The sequence below is a fragment of the Burkholderia sp. Bp9090 genome, assembly GCF_003857985.1.
Taxonomy (GTDB): Bacteria; Pseudomonadota; Gammaproteobacteria; order Burkholderiales; family Burkholderiaceae; genus Burkholderia.
Window position 1 is genome coordinate 24,876 of the sequence record NZ_QTPV01000012.1, and the last position, 24,664, is coordinate 49,539.

The 24,664-nt window shown below is 68.5% G+C and carries 21 protein-coding genes and 1 other RNA gene; 15 read left to right on the forward strand and 7 right to left on the reverse strand.

Going from position 1 to position 24,664, the window contains the following annotated elements; genetic code table 11:
• The first annotated feature begins 65 nt into the window (after positions 1–65).
• The 4 genes from ompA to ssrA all read left to right on the forward strand — a co-directional run bounded on the left by ompA (position 66) and on the right by ssrA (position 2,705).
• Complete coding sequence (gene ompA, locus DIE16_RS13845) at positions 66–737, forward strand: outer membrane protein OmpA (RefSeq protein WP_044844842.1); 672 nt, start codon at positions 66–68, stop codon at positions 735–737.
• A gap of 152 nt (positions 738–889) precedes the next feature.
• Positions 890–1,588, forward strand: a complete 699-nt coding sequence (ubiG, locus tag DIE16_RS13850; protein ID WP_044844843.1) for a bifunctional 2-polyprenyl-6-hydroxyphenol methylase/3-demethylubiquinol 3-O-methyltransferase UbiG — start codon at positions 890–892, stop codon at positions 1,586–1,588.
• A gap of 13 nt (positions 1,589–1,601) precedes the next feature.
• Positions 1,602–2,318, forward strand: coding sequence for a phosphoglycolate phosphatase (gene gph / locus DIE16_RS13855; protein WP_124892471.1), 717 nt, complete (start codon positions 1,602–1,604; stop codon positions 2,316–2,318).
• 17 nt (positions 2,319–2,335) lie between these two features.
• Positions 2,336–2,705, forward strand: a transfer-messenger RNA (tmRNA) gene (ssrA, locus tag DIE16_RS13860).
• Positions 2,706–2,973: 268 nt separating this feature from the next.
• On the opposite strand, the gene DIE16_RS13865 is transcribed toward ssrA, so the two are convergent.
• The 3 genes from DIE16_RS13865 to DIE16_RS13875 form a co-directional block, all read right to left on the reverse strand.
• Positions 2,974–3,327 (reverse strand): DUF4148 domain-containing protein, encoded by a 354-nt coding sequence (locus DIE16_RS13865; protein WP_059599002.1) that lies wholly within the window; start codon positions 3,325–3,327, stop codon positions 2,974–2,976.
• A 312-nt stretch (positions 3,328–3,639) separates the two neighbouring features.
• Complete coding sequence (locus DIE16_RS13870) at positions 3,640–3,909, reverse strand: hypothetical protein (protein WP_044844846.1); 270 nt, start codon at positions 3,907–3,909, stop codon at positions 3,640–3,642.
• Positions 3,910–4,010: 101 nt separating this feature from the next.
• Positions 4,011–5,117 (reverse strand): substrate-binding domain-containing protein, encoded by a 1,107-nt coding sequence (locus DIE16_RS13875; protein ID WP_124892472.1) that lies wholly within the window; start codon positions 5,115–5,117, stop codon positions 4,011–4,013.
• A gap of 130 nt (positions 5,118–5,247) precedes the next feature.
• Here DIE16_RS13875 and DIE16_RS13880 point away from each other — a divergent pair, with 130 nt between their 5' ends.
• The 4 genes from DIE16_RS13880 to DIE16_RS13895 are packed head-to-tail and all read left to right on the forward strand — an operon-like array spanning position 5,248 to position 10,550.
• Entirely contained in the window at positions 5,248–5,748 is a 501-nt protein-coding gene (locus DIE16_RS13880) for an NAD(P)H-dependent oxidoreductase subunit E (protein ID WP_124892518.1), read from the forward strand.
• Positions 5,745–7,322 carry an NADH-quinone oxidoreductase subunit NuoF gene (locus DIE16_RS13885; RefSeq protein ID WP_124892473.1) on the forward strand — a complete coding sequence of 526 codons (1,578 nt, stop codon included), beginning with the start codon at positions 5,745–5,747 and terminating at the stop codon, positions 7,320–7,322. The genes DIE16_RS13880 and DIE16_RS13885 overlap by 4 nt, the downstream gene beginning before the upstream one ends.
• Before the next feature lie 17 nt (positions 7,323–7,339).
• Entirely contained in the window at positions 7,340–10,291 is a 2,952-nt protein-coding gene (gene fdhF / locus DIE16_RS13890; RefSeq protein ID WP_124892474.1) for a formate dehydrogenase subunit alpha, read from the forward strand.
• A gap of 7 nt (positions 10,292–10,298) precedes the next feature.
• Complete coding sequence (locus DIE16_RS13895; RefSeq protein ID WP_124522090.1) at positions 10,299–10,550, forward strand: formate dehydrogenase subunit delta; 252 nt, start codon at positions 10,299–10,301, stop codon at positions 10,548–10,550.
• An 8-nt stretch (positions 10,551–10,558) separates the two neighbouring features.
• Here DIE16_RS13895 and DIE16_RS13900 read toward each other — a convergent pair whose 3' ends face one another.
• On the reverse strand, positions 10,559–12,223 hold the full coding sequence (locus DIE16_RS13900; protein ID WP_044844852.1) for an FAD-dependent monooxygenase: 1,665 nt from the start codon (positions 12,221–12,223) through the stop codon (positions 10,559–10,561).
• A gap of 130 nt (positions 12,224–12,353) precedes the next feature.
• Here DIE16_RS13900 and DIE16_RS13905 point away from each other — a divergent pair, with 130 nt between their 5' ends.
• Positions 12,354–14,192 (forward strand): tetratricopeptide repeat protein, encoded by a 1,839-nt coding sequence (locus tag DIE16_RS13905; protein ID WP_409364200.1) that lies wholly within the window; start codon positions 12,354–12,356, stop codon positions 14,190–14,192.
• A gap of 76 nt (positions 14,193–14,268) precedes the next feature.
• Here DIE16_RS13905 and DIE16_RS13910 read toward each other — a convergent pair whose 3' ends face one another.
• Positions 14,269–15,564, reverse strand: a complete 1,296-nt coding sequence (locus DIE16_RS13910; protein ID WP_124487816.1) for an MFS transporter — start codon at positions 15,562–15,564, stop codon at positions 14,269–14,271.
• A gap of 166 nt (positions 15,565–15,730) precedes the next feature.
• Between DIE16_RS13910 and DIE16_RS13915 the strand changes: the two genes are divergently transcribed.
• Positions 15,731–16,882 (forward strand): hypothetical protein, encoded by a 1,152-nt coding sequence (locus DIE16_RS13915; protein WP_311769717.1) that lies wholly within the window; start codon positions 15,731–15,733, stop codon positions 16,880–16,882.
• Between the two features lie 80 nt (positions 16,883–16,962).
• On the opposite strand, the gene DIE16_RS13920 is transcribed toward DIE16_RS13915, so the two are convergent.
• Positions 16,963–17,676 (reverse strand): DUF2968 domain-containing protein, encoded by a 714-nt coding sequence (locus tag DIE16_RS13920; protein ID WP_124892475.1) that lies wholly within the window; start codon positions 17,674–17,676, stop codon positions 16,963–16,965.
• A 114-nt stretch (positions 17,677–17,790) separates the two neighbouring features.
• A complete protein-coding gene (locus DIE16_RS13925; RefSeq protein ID WP_124892476.1) occupies positions 17,791–18,978 on the reverse strand; it encodes a gamma-glutamyl-gamma-aminobutyrate hydrolase family protein in 1,188 nt (395 codons plus the stop codon).
• 279 nt (positions 18,979–19,257) lie between these two features.
• Between DIE16_RS13925 and DIE16_RS13930 the strand changes: the two genes are divergently transcribed.
• From DIE16_RS13930 to DIE16_RS13950, 5 genes are all read left to right on the forward strand, one after another.
• Positions 19,258–19,938 (forward strand): GntR family transcriptional regulator, encoded by a 681-nt coding sequence (locus tag DIE16_RS13930; protein WP_044849232.1) that lies wholly within the window; start codon positions 19,258–19,260, stop codon positions 19,936–19,938.
• A gap of 7 nt (positions 19,939–19,945) precedes the next feature.
• Entirely contained in the window at positions 19,946–21,322 is a 1,377-nt protein-coding gene (locus tag DIE16_RS13935) for an amidase (RefSeq protein ID WP_124892477.1), read from the forward strand.
• 149 nt (positions 21,323–21,471) lie between these two features.
• A complete protein-coding gene (locus DIE16_RS13940; RefSeq protein ID WP_124487811.1) occupies positions 21,472–21,984 on the forward strand; it encodes a disulfide bond formation protein B in 513 nt (170 codons plus the stop codon).
• A gap of 616 nt (positions 21,985–22,600) precedes the next feature.
• Positions 22,601–23,605, forward strand: coding sequence for a xanthine dehydrogenase accessory protein XdhC (gene xdhC, locus DIE16_RS13945; protein WP_124487810.1), 1,005 nt, complete (start codon positions 22,601–22,603; stop codon positions 23,603–23,605).
• Positions 23,606–23,623: 18 nt separating this feature from the next.
• Complete coding sequence (locus tag DIE16_RS13950) at positions 23,624–24,649, forward strand: adenosine deaminase (protein WP_124892478.1); 1,026 nt, start codon at positions 23,624–23,626, stop codon at positions 24,647–24,649.
• Positions 24,650–24,664 lie beyond the last annotated feature (15 nt).

Sequence of the window (24,664 nt, forward strand, 5' to 3'; positions counted from 1 at the left end):
ATGACTTGTCACCGTCAACAGGCTCGCAGTAAACCTGCGGTAATCTCAATTTCGAGAGGAGAAATATGAATAAACTTTCAAAGCTCGCGTTCATTGCAGCTACCGCAGTTATGGCTGCATCCGCTTCGGCACAGTCGGTGCCGGCGTCGCGTCAAGCCGTCAACGACAACTGGGTGAACGGCACGGGCGAATGGGTGTGGATGAACGGCACGAACGAGCTCTGCTGGCGTGACGCGTTCTGGACGCCGGCCACCGCCAACGCGAAGTGCGATGGCGCACTGGTCGCCCAGGCACCGGCACCGGCTCCGGTCGCACCGGTCGCCCCGGCAATCACGAGCCAGAAGATCACGTATCAAGCCGACGCACTGTTCGACTTCGACAAGGCAACGCTCAAGCCGCTGGGCAAGCAAAAGCTGGACGAACTGGCTTCGAAGATCCAGGGCATGAACACGGAAGTGGTCGTCGCTACGGGCTACACGGACCGCATCGGTTCGGACAAGTACAACGACCGCCTGTCGCTGCGCCGTGCGCAAGCCGTCAAGTCGTACCTGGTCAGCAAGGGTGTCCCGGCCAACAAGATCTACACGGAAGGCAAGGGCAAGCGCAACCCGGTCACGACGGGCTGCAACCAGAAGAACCGCAAGCAACTGATCGCCTGCCTCGCACCGGACCGCCGCGTGGAAGTCGAAGTGGTCGGTACGCAAGAAGTCCAGAAGACGACCGTTCCGGCACAGTAAGCCGCGGTTTTCGACTGCTTCAAAGCCCCGCTCCGGCGGGGCTTTTTCTTTGACGCCCGCCCAGGCGCTCGCTGGCCTCGTTGTGCGCCCCCTTATATACTCGGGGCTGACGTACCGACGCATCGCCCTCCTTCCGTAGCCCGTTTGCCGACATGACCAACGCCGATCCGCACGAACTCCAGAAATTCAGCGACCTCGCCCATCGGTGGTGGGATCCGAATGCCGAATTCAAGCCCCTGCACGACCTGAACCCGGTCCGGCTCGGCTGGATCGATTCGCATGCGCACCTCGCCGGCAAGCGCGCGCTCGATATCGGCTGCGGCGGCGGCATCCTGTCCGAATCGATGGCCGGACTCGGCGCGCAGGTGAAAGGCATCGACCTGTCGACCGAAGCACTCGGCGTGGCCGACCTGCACAGCCTCGAAAGCGGTATCACGGTCGATTACGAGGCGATCGCCGCCGAAGCGATTGCCGAACGCGAGCCGGGCACCTATGACGTCGTCACGTGCATGGAAATGCTCGAGCACGTCCCGTCGCCGGCCGGCGTCGTCGCCGCGTGCGCGACGCTCGTGAAGCCGGGCGGCTGGGTGTTCTTCTCCACGCTGAACCGCAACCTGAAGTCCTACCTGTTCGCAGTGATCGGTGCGGAGTACATCGCGCAGATGCTGCCGAAGGGCACCCACGACTACGCGCGCTTCATCCGCCCGTCGGAACTGGCGAGCTTCGTGCGCGGGACCGATCTGCATATCGTGGAGATCAAGGGCATTACCTATCACCCGATCGGCAAGCGCTTCGCGCTGTCGAACGATACCGACATCAACTATCTCGTCGCGTGCCGCCGCGGCGCGTGACCTTCCGACCGGCATGACGACTCCCCTTTCGACCGGGCGGCCCGCACTCGACGAGCCGCGCCTGCTGCACTGCGATGCCGTGCTGTTCGACCTCGACGGCACGCTCGCCGACACGGCGCCCGATCTCGCCGCCGCCGTCAACAAGATGCAGCGCGTGCGCGGCCTGCCCGAAACGTCGCTCGACGTGCTGCGGCCGCTGGCATCGGCCGGCGCGCGCGGCCTGCTCGGCGGCGCATTCGGCATCGGCCCGCAATCGGCCGGCTACGAAGCGATGCGCGACGAATTCCTGACCAATTACGCGACGGACATCTGCGTGCACACCGTGCTGTTCCCCGGCATCGGCGACGTGCTCGACGAACTCGATGCGCGCGGCGTGCGCTGGGGCATCGTCACGAACAAGGCGATGCGCCTCACCGCGCCGCTCGCCGACCTGCTCGGCCTTGCGCCGCGCGCGGCCTGCATCGTCGCGGGCGACACAACGCCGCACTCGAAACCGCATCCGGCCCCGCTGCTGCACGCGGCCGGACAGATGACGCTCGCGCCCGAGCGCATCGTCTATGTCGGCGACGATCTTCGCGACATCCAGGCCGGCAGCGCGGCAGGGATGGCAACCGTCGCGGCTGCCTATGGCTACTGCGGCGACGGCGCCGCGCCGGCCGACTGGCAGGCGCAGCATCTCGTCGGCTCGACGCAGGAACTGCGCGAACTGTTGCGCGATGTTGGGCTATAATGTTTGATCTTATCCGCGGGGGCGACCTGGTTTCGACAGGGGTTGTGAAGCGGCTAGGGCATGTCGAGGACCCGTCACCTCGTTAATCAATGGGAAAATCGTAACTGCAAACGACGATACGTTCGCACTGGCAGCCTAACGGCCGCCGTCCTCTGCCTAGTTCACTGACGGGCTAGTGTCGCAAGACCGGTAGCAATACCGCCAGAGGTCATTTACGTCAGTTAAGCCCTGTCGGCGTCGCGACGCCAGGGTCGAAAACCTAGCGAATCGCCGTAGTGCAGCGTGTTCGTCCGCGTCGCTGCGGTTAAATCAAATGACTGAACTAAACATGTAGAACTAGTCGTGGAGCGCTTCTGGACGCGGGTTCGATTCCCGCCGCCTCCACCAAATTCCGCGCTTGACGCACGAACCCCGCACGACGCGAGTCTGCGGGGTTTTTTGTTGCCGGTGCGCCCACCTCCCGCGCCCTCCGAAAAAGCGCCCGGCCCGGGCGGGCCAGGCGGAATGCCACCGATACGCCGGCGACAGGAGGTGACGGAGGTTCGGCGCCGTCCACGCTGCGCTCGAGCGCAGCGGACGACGCCCTGCCCGGCACCGCGACCGGACGCGATGCATCGTCGCACCGGCCCCGTGGCCCCGCCAGGCAATGCGCAGCTTAGCTGCCGCGATACAGCGACTTCATTTCTTCCGCGCTGGCCGGACGCACGCCGATCGCACGCGAGCCCGCTGCCGATGCGCCCTGCACCTGCGCGCCGTAGCCGCTGGCGTCGGCGCCTTGCGCCTGGGCCAACGCGCTGCGCTGCTGTTCTGCAACACGCGCGGTTGCGGCCTGGATCGCTTCCGGATAGTGCGGATCTTCGCCGCGGGCGGTGTTGTAACCGGCCTGCTGGAGCTGAACCAGTTCGGCGCGAACCTGTGCGCGGGTGAGTGCCGAGCCGGACTGCGCAAACGAAACGACCGGAGCAACGAGAGCGGCAGCAACGACAACGGCTTGAACGAGCGACTTCATGATGACCTACCTCCAGATTTGTCTGATTTCGCGGTGAACACCCGTTCATCGCTGACAAACCGAAGTTTATGTAGGCGGATGCTTAAGAATAAGGCAGGTTTCAGGAAGACATCCTTCCTGGATTACGGGTTAACCCTAGAATCCCGACAGGCACCCGATCCGGCATCGCACGATCGCACTGGACTACGACCGGCCATAAAGCACGAGCCCCGCAAGGCAGCATGCCCTGCGGGGCTCGAAAAGAATCGCGCGGCATCGGCGCGGCACGGCCGCACAGACGCGTCGACGACGACCCGGCGCGTCTGCCTTGGTTTATTGAGTGTCCAGCGGGCACTTCAGGTTGCAGCCGTTCGGATCCCCCATATCGCCCTTGCGGCGCAATGCCGACTTCTTGCCGCTCTGGTATTTCTGCGACGGCGCGGACGCCGCGAACGGCATCTGCGGATGCTCGTTCAGGCGGAACTGTTCGCTCAGGATGCCGCCAGGCACGCCCGGGGAATTCTGCGCAAGCGCAAACGGCGAAACAGCGACGAGAAGCCCTGCGGTCAACGCTGCCGCGGCGAAGGGAACGGAAAGTTTCATGGCGGGATGACGCCTGAACGGCGTGCTTGTTGGAACGTTGATCAAGCGGCAAGCGTAGCGCAAATCCCTCGCTGCTGCAGCGCGGCTCGCGTGCATTCCCGTTACCGTGCGTTGCCGTCCGGCGTACCGGCCGCGACCGTACCGGCGAAGCCCTCCGCGACACCGGCCAGCGTCCCGCACGCCGCCGGATCGTAGCCGTCGAGATGCGCGACGCGCTCGACGAAACGTGCATCGCGCAGCAAGGCGAGCACGCCGGCGAGCGGCCGCGAGTCGAGCTGCGCGCGTTCGCACGCGAAGTAGTAGTCCTCGTCGACGACCGGGATGAAATCGAGCCCGAAATGGCGGGCGGCCGGCTCGACGCCGAAGCCGAGATCGGCCATCCCGCTCGCGACGAACGCGGCGATCGCCGAGTGCGTGAGCTCGGCCGAAGCATAGCCGTCGATCCGCTCGGGATCGATGCCGATCGCCCGCAACGCGAGATCGAGCAGCATGCGCGTGCCCGACCCCGGCTGCCGATTGACGAAGCGGATGTCGTGGCGGGCGAGATCGGCCAGCCCGCCGACCTGCTTCGGGTTGCCGCGCGGCACGAACAGCCCCTGCTGGCGACGCGTCAGATGAATCAGCACGTGACGCGTGTCGTCGAGCCACGGCCGGTAGATCTGCGCGCACCGTTCGCGGAACGCGCCGCGCGGCAGATGGAAGCCGGCCAGCTCGCATTCGCCGCGCGCGAGTGCCTGCACGGCCTCGACGCTCTCGCGATACTTGATGTCGACGGCGGCCTGCGCATCGACGAGCGCGGAAACGAGCGCCGCAACCGCATAGCCGTGCGACGCATGGATGCGCACGGCGCCGTCGCGCTGTGCGAGCCGCCGGTTCAGGTCGCTCGCCACCTCGGCCGCCAGCGCGCGCAGGTTCCCGTCGAGACGGCTGCGCGCGAGCCGCTGCGCGTCGACGACCGCCTGCCCCAGCTCGGACAATGTCGATCCCTTGCCGCGCGCGGTCTCGATCAACTCGCCGCCGACGCACGCCTCCAGCGCCCGCAGCATGCCCCACGCGTGCCGATACGACAGCCCTTTCGCCTGCGCGGCCTGTGCAATGCTGCCCGTATCGGCGACGAGCTCCAGCAACGGGGCGACATCCGACAGGCTCGCCGTGCGGCCCTCCGTGTCGCGTACGGTCAGATACGCGTCGCATTCGATTCGAATCAATTATGTACTCCGATTTCCTATTGCGACTGCGAAATCTTCCGCTTATCGTTGCTCAAAATCAATCAGGACGAAGTCCCGGTGTGCACTATATGAATCAAGGGCACATATGAGACTTTGGAGGAGCACAACGATGTCCCCGAATTCCCCTGCGCCCGACGCGCTCGTCGAGCGTCATGCGCGCGCCGGCCGCTCGCTCGTCGCGATCCTGCATGCGATCCAGGACGAGGCCGGCTACGTACCGGCAGGCTGCGTCGCGCCGCTCGCGAAGGCGCTGAATCTGTCGCGTGCCGAAGTGCACGGCGTGCTCACCTACTATCACCACTTCCGCACCACGCCGCCCGCGCGCGTGACGATCCAGATGTGCCGCGCCGAGGCGTGCCGCAGCATGGGCTGCGAAGCGCTGGCCGCGCACGCGGAAGCGCGCACGGGTTGCCGGTTCGACGCCGCGCACGGCGATGGCGCCGACGCGCACGCGCCGGGCGACGTCGCGCTCGAGTCGGTCTACTGCCTCGGGCTGTGCGCACAATCGCCGTCGATGACGGTCAACGGCGTACTGCACGCAAAGGTCACGCCGGAGAAGTTCGACGCCCTGCTCGCCGACGCGGCCGCCCACACCCCGGAGGCCGCATGACGACCCGCATCTACGTTCCGCGCGATTCGTCCGCGCTGGCGCTCGGCGCCGACGCCCTCGCCGCCGCGATCCTCGCGGAAGCCGAGCGGCGCGGCGTCGCGATCGAACTGATCCGCAACGGTTCGCGCGGGCTGCTGTGGCTCGAGCCGCTCGTCGAGGTCGGCACGGCCGCCGGGCGCGTCGGCTACGCGAACCTGTCGGCGGCCGACGTGCCCGCCCTGTTCGATGCAAACTGGCTCGACGGCGGCACGCACCCGAGCGGCGTCGGCCTCGTCGACGCGCTGCCCTATCTCGCGCGCCAGCAGCGCCTCACGTTCGCGCGCATCGGCCTGACCGATCCGCTGTCGATCGACGACTACCTGAAGCATGACGGCCTCGCCGGCCTGAAGAACGCGCTCGCACTCGACGGCGACGCCGCGTGCGAGCAGCTGATCGAATCGGGGCTGCGCGGCCGCGGCGGCGCGGCCTTCCCGGCCGGCATCAAGTGGCGCACGGTCCGGCAGGCGCGCGCCGCGCAGAAGTACATCGTCTGCAACGCGGACGAAGGCGATTCGGGCACGTTCTCCGATCGCCTGCTCATGGAGTGCGATCCGTACTGCCTGATCGAAGGGATGATCATCGCGGGCATCGCGACGGGCGCGACGCTCGGCTACATCTACGTGCGCAGCGAATACCCGCATGCAATCGCGGCACTCGAAACGGCGATCGAACGCGCTCGCAAAGCCGGCTGGCTCGGCGAACGCGTGCTCGGCTCCGCGCATGCGTTCGACCTGCACGTCGCGAAGGGCGCCGGTTCGTACGTGTGCGGCGAGGAAACGGCGCTGCTCGAATCGCTCGAAGGCAAGCGCGGCGTCGTGCGCGCGAAGCCGCCGCTGCCGGCGCTCGCCGGCCTGTTCGGCCAGCCGACCGTGATCAACAACGTGATCACGCTCGCGACCGCGCCGGTGATCTTCGCGCGCGGCGCCGCGTTCTATCGTGACTACGGGATGGGCCGCTCGCGCGGCACGCTGCCGTTCCAGCTCGCGGGCAACATCCGCCACGGCGGCCTCGTCGAGCTCGCGTTCGGCGTCACGCTGCGCGAGCTGCTGTTCGACTACGGCGGCGGCTCGGCCAGCGGCCGGCCCGCGCGCGCCGCCCAGGTCGGCGGCCCGCTCGGCACCTACCTGCCCGAACACCAGTGGGACGTGCCGCTCGACTACGAGGCGTACGCGGCGATCGGCGCGGTGGTCGGCCACGGCGGCATCGTGCTGCACGACGACACGTCGAATCTCGCGGAGCTCGCCGAATACGCGATGAAGTTCTGCGCGATCGAATCGTGTGGCAAGTGCACGCCCTGCCGGATCGGCTCGACGCGCGGCGTCGAGACGATCGCGCGGATTCGCGAAGGCGACACGTCGGAGCGCCAGGTCACGCTGCTGCGCGACCTGTGCGACACGATGCTCGCCGGCTCGCTGTGCGCGATGGGCGGGATGACGCCGTATCCGGTGCTGTCCGCGCTCGACCATTTCCCCGAAGATTTCGGGCTCGCCGCCGGCAAGCAAGCCGCGTCGGGTCCGGTCAAGGCTGCGGCCTGACCCAGAAGGAGCCCTGCATGTCCCTCGACACGAACAACGTCCGCCAAGGCGGCTGCGGCTCGGGCCAATGCGCGTGCAAGAGCGCCGCTGAGGCACGCGTGCGCGATCCGTTCGACGAAACCGACTACGGCACGCCGCAACGGCATGCCGATACCGACGTCACGCTCGAAATCGACGGCCAGCCGGTCACGGTGCCGGCCGGCACGTCGGTAATGCGCGCCGCGATCGAAGCCGGCGTCAACGTACCCAAGCTCTGCGCGACCGATTCGCTCGAACCGTTCGGCTCGTGCCGTCTGTGCCTGGTCGAAATCGAAGGCCGGCGCGGCTATCCGGCATCGTGCACGACGCCCGCCGAAGCCGGGATGAAGGTGCGTACGCAGTCGGACCGGCTGCAGTCGCTGCGCCGCAACGTGATGGAGCTGTACATCTCCGACCATCCGCTCGACTGCCTCACCTGCCCCGCCAACGGCGACTGCGAACTGCAGGACATGGCGGGCGTGGTGGGCTTGCGCGAAGTGCGCTACGGCTTCGACGGCGCCAATCACTTGCGCGACCAGAAGGACGAATCGAATCCGTACTTCACGTACGACCCGTCGAAGTGCATCGTCTGCAACCGCTGCGTGCGGGCATGCGAGGAAACGCAGGGCACGTTCGCGCTGACGATCGCCGCGCGCGGTTTCGAATCGCGCGTCGCCGCCGGCGAAAGCGAATCGTTCATGGCATCGGAATGCGTATCGTGCGGCGCGTGCGTCGCCGCGTGCCCGACGGCCACCTTGCAGGAAAAGACCGTCGTCCAGCTCGGCCAGGCCGAGCATTCGGTCGTCACGACCTGCGCGTACTGCGGCGTCGGCTGCTCGTTCAAGGCCGAGATGAAGGGCACGCAGGTCGTGCGCATGACGCCGCACAAGAACGGCCTCGCGAACGAAGGCCACGCGTGCGTGAAGGGCCGTTTCGCGTGGGGCTACGCGACGCACAAGGACCGCATCACGAAGCCGATGATCCGCGAGAAGATCACCGACCCGTGGCGCGAAGTCAGCTGGGAAGAGGCGCTCACCTACGCCGCGACGCAGTTCCGCAAGCTGCAGCAGAAGTACGGCCGCGATTCGATCGGCGGCATCACGTCGTCGCGCTGCACGAACGAGGAAACCTACCTCGTGCAGAAGCTCGTGCGCGCCGCGTTCGGCAACAACAACGTCGACACCTGCGCACGCGTGTGCCACTCGCCGACCGGCTATGGCCTGAAGACGACGCTCGGCGAATCGGCCGGCACGCAGACCTTCGCGTCGGTCGGCCAGTCCGACGTGATCGTCGTGATGGGCGCGAACCCGACCGACGGGCACCCGGTGTTCGGCTCGCGCATGAAGCGGCGCATCCGTGAGGGCGCGAAGCTGATCGTGATCGACCCGCGCCGCATCGACGTGGTCGACGGCCCGCACGTGAAGGCCACGCATCACCTGCAGCTGCGCCCGGGCACCAACGTCGCGATCGTCAACGCACTCGCGCACGTGATCGTCACCGAGGGGCTCGTCGCCGACGCATTCGTCGCCGAACGCTGCGACACGCGCGCGTTCGAGCAATGGCGCGACTTCGTATCGCGCGCCGAGAACTCGCCCGAAGCGACCGCCGACGTAACGGGCGTGCCGGCCGCGCTGGTGCGCGACGCCGCGCGCCTCTATGCGACGGGCGGCAACGCCGCGATCTACTACGGCCTCGGCGTGACCGAACACGCGCAAGGCTCGACGACGGTGATGGGCATCGCGAACCTCGCGATGGCGACCGGCAACATCGGCCGCGAAGGCGTCGGCGTCAATCCGCTGCGCGGCCAGAACAACGTGCAGGGTTCGTGCGACATGGGCTCGTTCCCGCATGAACTGCCCGGCTACCGGCACATCAGCGACGAAGTCGTACGCACGCAGTTCGAACAGGCATGGTCGGCCACGCTACAGCCGGAACCGGGGCTGCGCATCCCGAACATGTTCGACGCGGCGCTCGACGGCAGCTTCAAGGGCCTCTATTGCCAGGGCGAGGACATCGTCCAGTCGGACCCGAACACGCAGCACGTCGCGGCCGCGCTGTCGTCGATGGAATGCATCGTCGTGCAGGACATCTTCCTGAACGAAACCGCGAAATACGCGCACGTGCTGCTGCCGGGCTCGACGTTCCTCGAGAAGGACGGCACGTTCACGAACGCGGAGCGCCGCATCTCGCGCGTGCGCAAGGTGATGCCGCCGCTCGCGGGCTACGCGGACTGGGAAGTGACGCTGCTGCTGTCGCGGGCGCTCGGCTACGACATGCACTACACGCATCCGTCGGAAATCATGGACGAGATCGCGCGGCTCACGCCGACCTTCTCGGGTGTGTCGTACGAGAAGCTCGATGCGCTCGGCAGCATCCAGTGGCCGTGCAACGAACAGGCGCCGGACGGCACGCCGACGATGCACATCGACGCATTCGTGCGCGGCAAGGGCCGGTTCGTGATCACGCAGTTCATTCCGACGCCGGAAAAGGTCACGCAGCGCTATCCGCTGATCCTGACTACGGGCCGCATCCTGTCGCAATACAACGTCGGCGCGCAGACGCGCCGGACCGAGAACGTGCAGTGGCACGAAGAGGACCGTCTCGAGATCCATCCGCACGACGCGGAGGACCGCGGAATCCGGACCGGCGACTGGGTCGGCATCGAATCGCGGGCGGGCCAGACCGTGTTGCGCGCGCTCGTGTCCGACCGCATGCAGCCGGGTGTCGTATACACGACGTTCCACTTCCCCGAATCGGGCGCGAACGTGATCACGACGGACAGCTCCGACTGGGCGACGAACTGCCCGGAATACAAGGTGACGGCCGTGCAGGTGATGCCGGTCGCGCAGCCGTCGGACTGGCAGCGCGCGTATGCGCGCTTCAACTCGGAGCAGCTCGACCTCCTCGAGCGCCGCGCCGCCACGCCGGCCGCCGTGACGACGGGCAAGTGAGGAAGCGATGGACAACGGACACCTGGTCGACATGGCCAACCAGATCGGCGCGTTCTTCGAATCGATGCCCGATCGCGAAGAAGCGCTGAGCGGGATCGCCGAGCATATCCGGCGCTTCTGGGAACCGCGGATGCGTCGTGCATTGCTCGCCGCGCTCGACGATCCGTCGAGCGCGGCCGGACAACGCGCGGCGCCGATCGTGCGCGACGCGATCGCCGCGCACCGCGCATCGCTCGTACCAGCCGCGGCCTCCGCCTGAGCGCCCCGCTACGCAGGCACCGACATGCCCGCGAACCAGCTTTCGCAGTGGCGCAGCAGCGCGTTCGCGTCGGTGGCGGTACGGCCGCGCACCGCGATGTAGCCGTCGGGCCGCAGCAGGTAGAACGACGGCCTCGAGCGGCCGTATACCTGCGCAAGCCCATCCGTGCCGTCGCTTTCGGCATCGGCGACGCGCCATGTTCGCACGGCGCCCGGCATGATCCGCTCCAGCCCCTGCACAAGCGCCTGCGCATCCGCGGGCATCGGCGGCACGTCGCCCGTCTCGCCAGCGTCGGCTCCTGCCGGTTCCTCGAGCAGCAGCAGCGTAAAGCTCGCGGGGTCGTGCAGGTCGTATAGCCGCGCGGTTCCGGGCGCCCGCCCGAGCGGCCCGTCGACCACGTGCACGAGCGCGTCGGGCGCGCGCTCGCCTGCGCGCGGCCCGCCGTCGAGCACGCGTTCGAGCGTGAGCGGGCTTTTTCGGTATTGCACGCCGAGTTCGCTGACGGTGCGGCGTACCGCGTCGCGCACCGGCCCGAACGACGCCAGCAGCGGCACGACATGATCGCGCAGCAGCTTCATCGCGCCGTGGTCGGCTTCGACGATCTGCGTGACGAGGCCGGTCTGCCGCAATACGTCACGCTCGATCGGGTGGCGCTCGGCGTGATACGTGTCGAGCAGGCGCTCCGGCGTGCCCGCGCCGAGCACGCGCGCGAGCTTCCAGCCAAGATTGAACGCTTCCTGGATGCCCGTGTTCATGCCCTGCGCGCCCGCCGGGCTGTGAACGTGCGCGGCGTCGCCCGCGAAGAATACCCGCCCGTGACGCAGTCGCTCGACCATCCGGCTATGCAGGCGGAAATACGTCGACCACGCGAGATCGCTCGGCGCAATCGACGCACCGACGCGCGCGCGCACGATCGCCTCGCATTCGTCGAGCGACGGGGTCGAGGGCGTGAGTCCGTCGGGCGATGCGTCGCTGCCGGGCGGCCGGTCGGCAACGAGCCGGTAGCGGCCGCCGCCCATCGGAAACAGCCCCGCGATGCCGTCGGGCGTCGTGAACAGATGGATCTCCTCGTCCGGCCAGTCGGGTATCGCCGCGAAATCGGCGAGCAGGAAAGTCTGTTCGAACGCATGCCCGGCGAAGCCCAGGCCAAGCAGGTGGCGCACCGTGCTGTGCGCGCCGTCGGCGGCGATCAGGTACGAGGGCGCGAACGCCTGTTCACGACCATCGGCATCGCGGATCGTCACGTCGAGCGACGGTCCGCCCGCATCGCATGCGGTGAGCGTGACGCCGCGTTCGACGGTCACGCCGAACCCGGCCAGATGCTCGGCGAGCAGCCGCTCGGTGATGCTCTGGTCGAGAAACAGCAGATACGGATAACGCGTTTGCAGCGGATCGAAATCGAGCCGCGCGATCACGCGGCCGTCCGCATGCAGCGCGGCCGCATGGGCGCGATGACCCAGCGCGAGAAACGGTTCGACCGCGCGATGCTGCTCCAGCAGTTCGAGCGTGCGTGCCTGGATACCGATCGCGCGCGAATACGGCGCGGGCACGGCCAGCCGGTCGATGATGCGCACCGGCACGCGGGCGCGCGCGAGACTCATCGCTGCGGCAAGGCCGGTGGGGCCTGCGCCGACGATCAGCACCGGCGGGATATCGAGCAGTGTGTCAGCCATGAGAACCTCGATGACACGCGATTGTGCAAGTCTACGCCGCTCCGCGTGACGGGGCCATATGCCGACCGGCCGATCTGGGGTGCCCGCGCGCAGTGTGGGAAAATACGCGCTTTCCGTCAGTTTTCGCGTCATGGAATCCGCATTCGACCGAGCGTATGCCGCGCACCGCGCGGGCCGCCTCGCCGAGGCCGAGCACGGCTATCGCGCCGCACTCGCCACTCATCCCGCCGACGCCGACGCGCTGCATCTGTTCGGCGTGCTGCGGCATCAGCAGGGCCAGCATGCCGAGGCGGCCGATCTCGTCGGGCGTGCGGTCGAGTTGCGCCCGAACGACGCCGCGCTGCAGCTCAATCTCGGCAACGCGCTGAAGGCGCTCGGCCGGCTCGACGAAGCGATCGACCGCTTTCGCAACGCGCTGACGCTCGCGCCCGAATTTCCGCTCGCGCACTACAACCTCGGCAACGCCTATGCGGCACTGCAGCGCCACGAAGATGCCGTCGACGCATTTGCCCGCGCACTTCGGCTCACACCGGACGACGCATCGATCCACAACAACCTCGGCAACGCGCTGAATGCGCTCGGCCGTCACGACGATGCGCTCGCCGCATTCCATCGCGCGCTCGAGCTGCGGCCCGGGCATGCCGGCGCGCACAACAATCTCGCGATGGCGCTGAACGCGATGGGCCGGGCCGACGACGCGATCGCCCATTTTCAGGCTGCGATCGCCGCGCAGCCGCGCTTTGTCGCCGCGCATTTCAATCTCGGCAACACGCTCGAGGCGCTCGGCCGTCATGGCGAAGCCGCCGCCGCATTCGAAGCCGCGCTCGCGCTGCACCCGCCGTTTCCGCTCGCCCTCTTCGGGCTCGCGAACGCGCTGTGCGCGCAGGCACGCCAGCGCGAAGCGCTGCCCTACTACGAACGCGCGGTCGGTCTCGATCCGTCGTTCAGTCTCGCGTGGTTGAACCTCGGCAACGCGCATCACGCACTCGGCGCGCACGAGATGGCGCTGCGCGCGTTCGACCAGGCGCTGCGCGTCGCCCCCGACCTGAAACTCGCGCAGCTGCACCGCGCCGTCACGCTGCTGACGCTGGGCGACTTCGCCCGCGGCCTGCCCGCGTACGAAACGCGCCACGACACGCCGGGCGCGACGCCGCTCGGCACGCTGCCGCGCTGGCAAGGCGAGCCGATTGCCGCGCGCACGCTGCTGATCCGCGCGGAACAGGGCTTCGGCGACACGCTGCAGTTCGTCCGCTTCGTGCCGCTCGCCCGCGCGCGTTGCGCGCGCGTCGTGCTCGAAGTGCAGCCGGAACTCGTCGCGCTGCTCGCACCGGCCGCGGCACGCTGGCGCGTGACGCTCGTCGCGCAGGGCGCCGCGAAGCCGCCGGCGGCGGACATCGCATGCACGCTGATGAGCCTGCCGTTCCTGCTCGGCCTGCAGCCGGCCGACATCGTCGCGGGCACACGCTACCTCGACGTGCCGGACAGCACGCAGCGGCGCTTTCGCGGCTCGCTGGGCGGCCAGTCGAAGCGCAAGTTCGGCCTTGCGTGGACGGGACGCCGGCAAGCACAGGAAAACCGCTCGATGCCGTTCGACGCGCTCGCGCCGCTGCTCGCGCTGCCGGACATCGACTGGATCGTGCTGCAGCCGGCGCTCGACGACGACGAACGGGCACGCGTCGACGCGCATCCCCGCATGCATCGCCTCGACGGGCGGCTGAACGACTTCGCCGACACGGCAGCGCTGATCGAACGGCTCGACGGCGTCGTCACGATCGATACGGCGGTCGCGCACCTCGCGGGCGCGCTCGGCAAGCCGCTGTGGATCATGCTGCCGTTCGCATCCGACTGGCGCTGGTTCACCGGCGACGACTGTCCGTGGTATCCGCGAGCGAGGCTCGCCCGCCAGTCCGCACCGGGACAATGGCTCGACGTGGCGGCGGCGGTCGCCGCCGCGCTGCGCGACGCCTGAATACCCGAGCGCAGACAAAAAAAGGGAGCGCGGCGCGCTCCCTTTTTTCAGTCGACGTGATGCGATACAGGCGGCGTCAGGCCGACTTGTACTGGTTGCGCGCTTCGCGCGTGCGATACAACACGAGCGTCGCGATCAATCCGCAGAATGCGGCGACGCTCAGCCACAGCCCCGGTGCCGCCTTGTTGCCGGTCTGGTGGATCAGCAACGTCGAGATCGCCGGCGTGAACCCGCCGATCGTCGTCGCGAGGCTGTACGCGAGCGAGAAGCCGGCCGTGCGCACATCGGCCGGCATCACTTCGGTCAGCGCGACGACCATCGCGCCGTTGTACGAGCCGTACAGGAACGACAGCCACAGCTCGACCGCGAGCAGCCGCAGGAACGACGGATCCGCCACGAGCCACAGCACGGCCGGATAGGCCGACAGCAGCGTGAGCACCGTGAACGCGATCAGCACCGGGCGGCGGCCGATGCGATCCGACAACGCGCCGGACAGCGGCAGCCAGACGAGATTGGACAGGCCGACGCAGACGGTCACGACGAGTGCGTCGAGCGACGACAGGTGCAGCACTTCCTTGCCGAACGTCGGCGTGTATGCGGTGATCATGTAGAACGACACCGTCGTCATGATCACCATCCCCATGCCGGCGATCACGACGCCCCAGTTTTCCAGCATCGAACGCATGATCTCGCCCATCGTCGGACGGTGACGCTTCGCGAGGAATTCGTCGGTTTCCTTCAGCGAACGGCGGATCAGGAACAGGAACGGAACGATCAGGCAACCGATCAGGAACGGAATGCGCCAGCCCCACGCGGTCATGTCCTCGGCCGGCAACGCGCGGTTCAGCAGCACGCCGACGAACGCGGCGAACACGACCGCCACCTGCTGGCTGCCCGATTGCCACGACGTATAGAACCCCTTGTGCCCCTTCGTCGCGATCTCCGACAGGTAGACGGACACGCCGCCGAGCTCGACGCCCGCGGAAAAGCCCTGCAGCAGCCGGCCGAGCAGCACGAGCACCGGCGCGAGCACGCCGATCGTCGCGTAACCCGGTATCGAGGCCACCGTGAGCGTGCCGAGCGCCATCAGCCCGAGGGTCAGGATCAGCCCCTTGCGGCGGCCGTGATGGTCGATGTACGCGCCGAGCACGATCGCGCCGACCGGGCGCATCAGGAAGCCCGCGCCGAACACCGATAGCGACAGCATCAGCGACGCGAACGCGTTGCCGCTCGGAAAGTACGTTTTCGCGATGGCCGACGCGTAATACCCGTAGACCATGAAGTCGTACATTTCCAGGAAGTTGCCGCTGACGACCCGGAACACGGTACGGAATTTCGATTCCTGCGCGACGGCGTGTGTGGCAGTGGACATGGAGTTCTCTCGGCTCGGAAGGCGCGACCTGCGCGCCGTGGGGATCCGACGATGCGTGTCGCCGGGCCGGCGCACACGGGCATCGCTGCCAGCCGGCGGCGCCGCGCGCAACGATGCGCATGCCGGCATGGTTGGCGAATGATGCCACGCGAAGCCGACAATTGCCTTGTACCCGACCGGCGTTGCGGACGCCGCGTCCGGCTCGTACGAATCGCCGCGAAAGGCGCATCAAAATCAGATTGATCCGATCGACCGATCGCGATCGCCTGACCACAATGTCACGATTTGCGACGCACTCCGCGCCGCGGCCGGCCACGCGGCCCGCGTCGCACCGCACACCGCCCTCATGATTCCATCGCCCCTCGTTTCCGTCGAAGGCTCGATCGCCCGCCCTCGCGTCGCGCCGCTCGACGGCGTGCCGCCGTTCGGCCGCGAATGGCGGTTCGGCGCCGCGTCCGGCAGCCGCTCCGGCATCCGCTGCGTGGCAACGTTGACGACTTCGTGCATCGACGTCGACGCGCCGCATCGTGCCTGCCGCTGGCAACCGCTGGCCGCCGTACAGCCGTCGTCAGCGGGCGTACCGGCCGTTGCGGCCGGCGCCAGCGGTCGGCATCGGCACATCGCACGTGCCGTCAATCGAGCACATGACCGGCGGGCACGGCATGCCGCCTGCTGGAGCATCGGCGCACTCGCGATCATCGGCGGGCTGATCGTCGCCCACGAACCGTTTCCGGATGTCGCGCGTTCGCCGGTCATGCAAATCGCCGGCGCCGTGCCGGAGCACGCGACGGAATTCACGGGTCGAGTGCGGAGCGCCGGGGCCGAGCCCGCCACGGCCATCACGCCGGCACGGCACCACGCGGCGCGGGCCGTTGCCAATACACCTATCACATCGTCGCAGCCCGCACGCGACGCTGCGCTCGCGCCGTCGCCGCGACTCGCCGACGCCGACGGCGCGCCGGACGTACGACGCGCCGCCACCGCGGCGGTACCGTCGCCGAATCGACCGAACGGCACGCACGCGACAGCCGCGCAAGTCCACCCGCCTTCCGCGCCGCGACTCGCCGGCCGCCCGTCGATCACGCACGTCGCATCGCGCATGCCAACGCCCGGTCGCGCCGGTTCACTGCGGGTCCCGGACACCCGGCACGACCAGCACGCTTCGCTCGACGATCCACTCACGCTGATCGCGATGGCGAACGCGCTGCGCGCCGATCGCCCGGCATGGGCGGCCGACGCGCCCGCCGCAGACTTCGACTGGACGACGCACCTGTCCCATCGCCGCCTGACCGACACACCGACCACGCTCACCCGCTGACGCGCGGGCAATAAAAAACCCGGCGAAGCACGCTGCGCCGGGTTTTCGTTCGTCGACCGGTCCGTCGGGCCGGCCGCTCGTCACTTGCGCGCGGGCAACCCCGTTTCGGCCTGCCGCTCGAGTTGCCGTACCTGCTCCTGCAGTTCGCGCAACTGCAGCTGCGCCGCCCGCTTCTCGACCTGCAGCGCCTGCGCCTGTTCGTGCGCCGACTTCTGCCGCTGCGCGACCTCGGCCTGCTGGCTGCGCGCGACGCTCAGATCGGCCTGCAGTTGCTGCGCACGATTCGCCTGCAGCGCGATCACGCGTTCGAGGAACGCCTTCTGCGCCTGCAGTTCGGTGCGGCGGATTTCGACGTCCGCGAGTTGCGTCGTCTGCTGGACGAAGTTCGCGTAGACCATTTCCGCGCGGGTCTTCTCCTGCGACTTGACCACGCGCCACAGATGCTTGTCCTGGAACAGCGCGACGTAATACGTCATCTCGCGCGGATCGAACATCAGGCTCGCGCCGTAGCTGCCGTTGTAGGTGGTGCGCATCTCGACGATTCGCCCGTCGTGCAGCATCTGCGTGAGCTCGGCGACGTTGCCTTGCGCGGTCGCATCCGTCGCGGAGGCGGCGGACGCGTCGGAAGGGGAAGCCGCCTGCGCGGCATCGCCGCGCAGGCTCGTCACCGCGGGGCGCGAGCCCGCGACCGGCGCGGTCGCGTCGACGGACCACGCTGCGCCCGCGTGCACGCAGGCGGCCAGCGCAACGATCCACGTTGCGCATCGTGCAGGGGAAAAATCTCGGAAGGCCAACTTCAGACTCCGGCGAACGAATCGGGAGTCGCGATTATCGTTCAAAACGAAACGGCCGCATCTCGAATTTAACGGGATGCGGCCGGCCTTCCTGCTCGGTACTGCAAACGCCGCCTACAGGCGCGTTTCGCGTGCCGCGCGCAGGAATGCATCGAGCAGCGGCGTGCAGTCGAGCAGTTCGGCGCCGCCCGCACGATGAAACTCCGGGTGCCATTGCACGCCGACGACGAACGGCGCGCGCCGGTAGCGAATGCCTTCGATGATCCCGTCGCCGGCCGACACGGCCTCGATGTTCAGATCGCGGCCGAGATCGCGGATCGCCTGATGGTGGATCGAGTTTACGATCGCTTCGCTGCGCCCGGGAAACATGCTCGCCAGCGTCGACGAGTCCGGGAAGCGGATCGCGTGGCGATGCTGGTCGTAATGCTCGCTCACGTGCGCGTTCGCGGTCGGTACGTCGGTCGCGATGTCCTGGTACAGCGACCCGCCGAACGCGACGTTGATCAGCTGGCAACCGCGGCACACGCCGAGCACCGGCTTGCCGGACTCGACGAACTCGTGAAACAGCTCGAGCTCGTACATGTCGCGCACGCGGTCGCCCGGCCATTCGGGGCGCGCGTCCGACGCCGCGTACGTTTGCGGCGACACGTCGGCGCCGCCTTGCAGCAGCAGGCCGTCGAGATGCTTCGCGTAGTCGCGCAGGCGGATGTTGCTCGGGTGCAGCATGCCCTGGTGACCGACGGTCGGGATCATGAACACGAGCACGTCGCGCGACATCACCCAGTGCGCGATCGATTCCTCGAGATACTGCAGCGTCTTGCCGCGCAGCCCCTTCGCGCCGGGCTCCGGATGGAAGATCCGCGCCGACACGCCGATGCGCAGCGTGCGCTGCGTGATCCGCTGGCCGGCGCGATCGAATAGCCGGCGTGCGCGCGCCGCGATGATCCGGCCGAATACCGACCACGGCGTGTCGCTTTGCTTCAGGTAAGCCGGCGGCACGTTCTGCGCATTCGCGGGCGGCGGGCGCGGCGTGTCGAAATCGGGCTGCGCGCCGAAACCGGGTGGCGCCGCACCGGGTTTCGGCGGCGCTGCACTGCCTTCGGCGGCGGCACCCGCCGTGCCTGCGGCGCCCGGCTCGGCCGCCGCCGTGACCGGCGCTGCGCCATTCGCCGCGACGACCTGCGCAGCGGCAGCCTGCGTGGCGGGCGCCTCCGGCGTGGGCGCCGGACCGGAACGAGGGGAATCGGTGGAAGCGGAAGAAGTGCCGGGCAGACCGGCCGGGGGAGGCGTGTTTTCGCTCATGACGATGGTCTGGTACGTCGCTCGCGCGTATTGGATTGACGAGGATTCATTATGCTTCAGTGCACGATCGCGCGGTAAACCTGCAACATCCTGTCGAAATTGTTGCAAGTCGTCGCATCCCCCGCCGGACGTGCCACCGGCCTCCATTCGATGGTATCGAAGGTCGTCCGGGCGAACTGGACATCAGTGATATATCACAATAATATTCACGGATCGTCCACGTTGCCCGATCGCCCGCGCCATGACCGCACCCTGTCCGGCCACCGCGCCCCCGCCTGCATGAACGCCCTGACCGACGCCCTCCACGACCGGCCCGCCGCATCGGCGGTCAGCCTCGCCGACCGCGCGTACGCGCTGATCCAGCGCGACATCATCACGATGCGCCTCAAGCCGGGCGCCGCGCTCAACGAAGCCGACCTCGTGGCCCGCACCGGCATCGGCCGCACGCCCGTCCATCAGGCCGTCCACCGGCTGGTGCTCGAAGGGCTGCTGTCCGTGATGCCGCGCAAGGGGCTGATGGTGCAACCGCTGTCGCTCGACGACATCGCCGCGGTGATCGACGTGCGCCGCATCAACGAAGCGCATTGCGTCGAACTCGCCGCCCGCCACGCAACGCCCGACGATCTCGCGCGCATGGCCGCGCTGCTCGACGACGGCCAGGCCTGCGTCGACTCGCACGACGTCGAGGGCATGATGGAGCTCGACCGCGCGTTTCATCAGACGATCGCCGCGGCGGCACGCAACACGGTGCTCGCGGAAATCCTGCGCGCGCTGCACGAACGCTCGCTGCGCTTCTGGTTCGTCACGCTGTCCGAGCCGCATCACCTGTCCGACGTCCAGCACGAACACCGCGAACTGTTCGAGCGGCTGTCCGCGCGCGACGCCGCCGGCGCACGCACGGCCGTCGAACGCCACATCGATTCGTTTCGCGCCACCCTTGTCCAACACCTTCGCCCCTGAGCCGCCCATGACCACCTTCACGCCCTTCCCTCCGCTCGCCCAGCTCGCCGCCGATCTCGCCGCCGGTCGGACCACGAGCCGCGCGCTCGTCGACGTCGCGCTCGACCGGATCGCCGATCCGGCCGGCCAGGGTGCCGCCGTCTTCACCGAAGTCGACGCCGACAACGCGCGCGCGGCCGCCGACGCGCACGACCGCCTGCGTGCCGCGGGCACCGTGCTGTCGCCGCTCGCGGGCATCCCCGTATCGGTGAAGGATCTGTTCGACGTCGCGGGCCAGGTGACGCGCGCCGGTTCGCGCGTGCTCGACGGGGCGCCGCCCGCCAGGGCCGACGCGGTCGCCGTCGCGCGGCTCAAGCGCGCGGGCGCGGTGCTGATCGGCCGCACCAACATGAGCGAGTTCGCGTTCTCGGGGCTCGGGCTGAATCCGCACTTCGGCAATCCGCGCTCGCCGTACCACCGCGACGTGCCGGGCGATGCACGGATTTCCGGCGGCTCGTCGTCGGGCGCGGCCGCGTCCGTCGCCGACGGGATGGCCGCCGTCGCGCTCGGCACCGACACCGGCGGCTCGATCCGCATCCCGGCCGCCCTGTGCGGGCTGACCGGCTTCAAGCCGACCGCGAGCCGGATCCCGACGCAAGGCGGCGTGCCGCTGTCGACCACGCTCGACTCGTTCGGCCCGATCGGCCTGACGGTTGCCTGCTGCGCACTCGTCGACCGGATGCTCGCGGGTCTCGAACCGAACGTGCCGGCCGCGCGGCCGCTCGAAGGCGTGCGGCTCGGCGTGCTGACCAATTACGTGACCGACGGCGTCGACGCCGACGTCGCCGCCGCGCTCGACGCATCGCTGAAGCACCTCGAAGCCGCGGGCGCGATCGTCACTGAAGTGCGCTTTTCCGCGCTCGACCGGCTGCCGGACATCAACCGCTTCGGCTTCTCGCCGATCGAGGCGTACGCGTGGCATCGCCCGCTGCTCGCGCAGCACCGCGACCAATACGACCCGCGCGTGCTGTCGCGCATCCTGAAGGGCGAGCCGGCGAGCGCGGCCGACTATCTCGACCTGCTCGCCGCCCGCCACGCGATGCTGGAAGAAGCGGCACACACCGTCTGGTCGCGCTTCGACGCGCTCGTCGCGCCGACGGTGCCGGTCGTGCCGCCGCGCATCGCCGAACTCGAAGCGGACGACGCCGCGTTCACGCGCACCAATGCGCTGATCCTGCGCAATCCGAGCGCCTTCAACTTCCTCGACGCATGCGCGCTGTCGCTGCCGTGCCATCCGCGCGACGCGGCGCCGGTCGGCCTGATGCTCGCGGCCGCGCCGCATCGCGACGACGCGCTGCTCGCGATCGGCCAGGCGGTCGAGGCCGTGCTGAACACGATCCGGTGACCGCCCGCGCGGCATGACGGCGGGCTACGGACCGGACGAAGCGACGGCGGCCGGGTGCCGCACGCGCGCTGTCAGTTTCGTGCCAGATCGTTCGCGCTAAAATCGCGCGATTGTTTATCGGACCGACCAACGACAGGAATCCCGCCGACATGAACGACTCCACGCTCGCACTCCGCCGTGAACGCCGCCTGCTGATGCTGCTCGGCTGGGTGTGCATCGCCCTGCTGGCCGGCGCGCTGTATCTGCAGTACGTGAAGAACGAAGATCCGTGCCCGCTGTGCATCATCCAGCGCTACTTCTTCGCGGCGATCGGGATCTTCGCGTTCCTGGCCGCGGGGATGCGCAACTGGCGCGGCATCTGGGTGCTCGAGTTGCTGATCGCGATCGCCGCGGCCGGCGGCGTCGGCACCGCCGCGCGGCACCTGTCGATCCAGATGAATCCGGGTTTCAGCTGCGGCTTCGACACGCTGCAGCCGATCGTCGACAGCCTGCCGCCCGCCCAGTGGTTCCCCGGCATGTTCAAGGTTGCCGGCCTGTGCGAGACGGTCTACCCGCCGATCTTCGGGATCCTGCTGCCCGGCTGGGCGCTGATCGGCTTCGCCGTGATCCTGATTGCCGTCGCCTCGAGCCTCTGGCGCCATCGCCGCAAGCTGGCGGGCTGACCGGCCGCGCCGCGCGATCCGGCCGACCGGTCGAGGCCGCGTGGCCGCTTCGTCCGGCTAGGCCCACGACACCGGCGCGACCCCGATGCGGCCGCACCCTGCCGGCCGCGCGTAAACACCTATCCCCGCCGCTGTCCCGATTCCCGGGCGAACGCGCGTCGCGCGACATCCGCGCGCACGCCCCGCCACGCATGCGTTTCGGCCCGACGCCCGCGCGTCGGCGCCCCCGATCCCGCGCGGCGGGCCTATGATCGACATGATCGCCGTCTGATAGCCCGGATCACCGCCCGGCAATGTTCCCGCCGCCTTGCGGTGCTATCTTCACGACTGGATGGCGATCTACGTGCGCGAGGCCAGGCGGTCTCACCTCCTGCGTAACGCGCGCCCGATCCGCAATGTCGACTGGATTCATCATGACAACGCAAACCATCCGCATCCGTCACCCTCATGGCGTCCGCACGTTGCGCGGCGTCGTTCGCGCGCGCCTTCGGCGCACGGCCACCGCACTGAACCCGTCGTGCGGCCGGCCCGCCTCGCTCCCGTCCGTCCTCGTTGCCGCCGCGCCCGCCAGCCCGCGCCGCGCGTCGTGCCGAATCGTCCGGAACGGAGCGTGCTGATGGAAGCCTGGCTCGGCGATCTGCAGCAACTGCTCGCACACGGCGAAGCGGCCGTGCTCGTGACGGTCGCGCATACCGACGGCTCCGCGCCGCGCGAGGCCGGCACCAAGATGCTCGTCACGCGCGACACGGCCCGCCATACGATCGGCGGCGGTCATCTGGAATGGAAGGCGATCGAGATCGCACGGCACCTGCTGAAGGACGGCGCGCACGTGCCCCACGCGCGCCGGCTCGAACGGCTCGCGCTCGGCCCGAGCCTCGGCCAGTGCTGCGGCGGCGCGGTCGTGCTCGCGTTCGAGCGGCTCGACGTCGGCGACCTCGGCTGGATCATGTCGCTCGCGAAGCGCGTCGCGGCGGGCGCCGCGACCGTGCGTAGCGTATCATTCGGCCCCTCGCCGGGCGCGCCGCTGCTGAGCGAGCCCGAATCGCCGGCCGCGCGTGCCGATTGCCTGCTGTGGGAAACCGGCGGTGTAGCGTTGATGACCGAAACGATCGCGCCGTATGCGTTCCCCGTCGTGCTGTTCGGCGCCGGGCACATCGGCACCGCGCTCGTGAAGGTGCTGGCGACGCTACCGTGCCACGTGCGCTGGATCGACGGCCCCGATGCGGTGTTCCCGCCGGCCGAGGCGCTCGCCGGGATCGGCAATCTCGCGATCGACGCGCTTGCCAGCCCGGCCGATGCCGTCGACACGGCGCCGCCGCACGCGTACTTCGTCGTGATGACGCACGACCACGCACTCGATTTCATGCTGGCCGAGCGCATCCTGCGGCGCGGCGACTATGCATACTTCGGGATGACCGGCTCGCACACCAAGCGCGCGCAGTTCGATCATCGGCTGGCGGCGATCGGCATCGACCCGGCCCAGGTCGCGCGGATGCGCTGCCCGATCGGCGTCGAAGGCATCATCGACAAGGCACCCGAAGTGATCGCGATCTCGGTGGCCGCGCAGTTGCTGCAGGCCGTCGAGGCGAACGCACCCGTGCAGGCTTCCCCAACATTCTGACCGACCAAGAACAACGCCATGACCCCGACATTCAAGGACAAGATCGCCCGCGCTCCGAAAGCGGAGCTGCACATCCATATCGAAGGCTCGCTCGAGCCCGAACTGATTTTCGCGCTCGCGCAGCGCAACGGCGTGAAGCTCGCGTACGAATCGATCGACGCGCTGCGTGCCGCATACGCGTTCACCGACCTGCAGTCGTTCCTCGACATCTATTACGCCGGCGCGAGCGTGCTGCTGACCGAGCAGGATTTCTACGACATGACGGCCGCATATTGCGAACGCGCGCTCGCCGACAACGTCGTCCACACCGAGCTGTTCTTCGACCCGCAGACGCACACCGAACGCGGCGTGCCGATCGAGACGGTGGTGGCCGGCATCGACCGCGCGCTCGCCGATGCCGAGCAGCGCGGGCTGTCGAGCAAGCTGATCCTGTGTTTCCTGCGCCACCTGCCGGAACAAGATGCGCTCGCGACGTTCGACGCCGCGCTGCCGCTGTTCGAACGCTATCGCCATCGGCTGATCGGCGTCGGGCTCGACTCGTCCGAACTCGGCCATCCGCCGACGAAGTTCGCGCGCGTGTTCGAGAAGGCGCGCGCGCTCGGGCTGAAGCTTGTCGCGCATGCGGGCGAGGAAGGCCCGCCCGCGTATATCTACGAAGCGCTCGACGTGCTGAAGGTCGACCGGATCGACCACGGCGTGCGCAGCATCGAGGATGCGGCGCTCGTCGAACGCCTCGCGCGCACGCGCACGGCGCTAACCGTATGCCCGCTGTCGAACCTGAAGCTGTGCGTGTTCGACGACATGGCGAAGCACACGCTGAAGGCGCTGCTCGATCGCGGCGTCGCGGTGACGATCAACTCCGACGATCCGGCCTATTTCGGCGGCTACGTCAACGACAACTACTTCGCGACGGTCGACGGGCTGCAGCTGACGGACGCCGAAGTGCACGCGGTGATTCGCAACGGCTTCGAGGCGTCGTTCGTCGACGCCGCGCAGCGCGATGCGCTGATTGCGCGTCTCGATTCGTACTGGCAGGCCGCGTGACGGCCGGCATCGAGG

Coding starts and splice junctions, on each gene's coding strand:
- DIE16_RS13885 (WP_124892473.1), top strand. CDS start 5,745: ATGACGACCCGCATCTACGTTCCGCGCGATTCGTCCGCGCTGGCGCTC.
- DIE16_RS13870 (WP_044844846.1), bottom strand. CDS start 3,909: ATGAAACTTTCCGTTCCCTTCGCCGCGGCAGCGTTGACCGCAGGGCTT.
- DIE16_RS13950 (WP_124892478.1), top strand. CDS start 23,624: ATGACCCCGACATTCAAGGACAAGATCGCCCGCGCTCCGAAAGCGGAG.
- fdhF (WP_124892474.1), top strand. CDS start 7,340: ATGTCCCTCGACACGAACAACGTCCGCCAAGGCGGCTGCGGCTCGGGC.
- DIE16_RS13925 (WP_124892476.1), bottom strand. CDS start 18,978: ATGAGCGAAAACACGCCTCCCCCGGCCGGTCTGCCCGGCACTTCTTCC.
- DIE16_RS13900 (WP_044844852.1), bottom strand. CDS start 12,223: ATGGCTGACACACTGCTCGATATCCCGCCGGTGCTGATCGTCGGCGCA.
- DIE16_RS13905 (WP_409364200.1), top strand. CDS start 12,354: ATGGAATCCGCATTCGACCGAGCGTATGCCGCGCACCGCGCGGGCCGC.
- DIE16_RS13935 (WP_124892477.1), top strand. CDS start 19,946: ATGACCACCTTCACGCCCTTCCCTCCGCTCGCCCAGCTCGCCGCCGAT.
- DIE16_RS13880 (WP_124892518.1), top strand. CDS start 5,248: ATGTCCCCGAATTCCCCTGCGCCCGACGCGCTCGTCGAGCGTCATGCG.
- ubiG (WP_044844843.1), top strand. CDS start 890: ATGACCAACGCCGATCCGCACGAACTCCAGAAATTCAGCGACCTCGCC.
- DIE16_RS13940 (WP_124487811.1), top strand. CDS start 21,472: ATGAACGACTCCACGCTCGCACTCCGCCGTGAACGCCGCCTGCTGATG.
- DIE16_RS13910 (WP_124487816.1), bottom strand. CDS start 15,564: ATGTCCACTGCCACACACGCCGTCGCGCAGGAATCGAAATTCCGTACC.
- DIE16_RS13895 (WP_124522090.1), top strand. CDS start 10,299: ATGGACAACGGACACCTGGTCGACATGGCCAACCAGATCGGCGCGTTC.
- DIE16_RS13865 (WP_059599002.1), bottom strand. CDS start 3,327: ATGAAGTCGCTCGTTCAAGCCGTTGTCGTTGCTGCCGCTCTCGTTGCT.
- ompA (WP_044844842.1), top strand. CDS start 66: ATGAATAAACTTTCAAAGCTCGCGTTCATTGCAGCTACCGCAGTTATG.
- gph (WP_124892471.1), top strand. CDS start 1,602: ATGACGACTCCCCTTTCGACCGGGCGGCCCGCACTCGACGAGCCGCGC.
- xdhC (WP_124487810.1), top strand. CDS start 22,601: ATGGAAGCCTGGCTCGGCGATCTGCAGCAACTGCTCGCACACGGCGAA.
- DIE16_RS13930 (WP_044849232.1), top strand. CDS start 19,258: ATGAACGCCCTGACCGACGCCCTCCACGACCGGCCCGCCGCATCGGCG.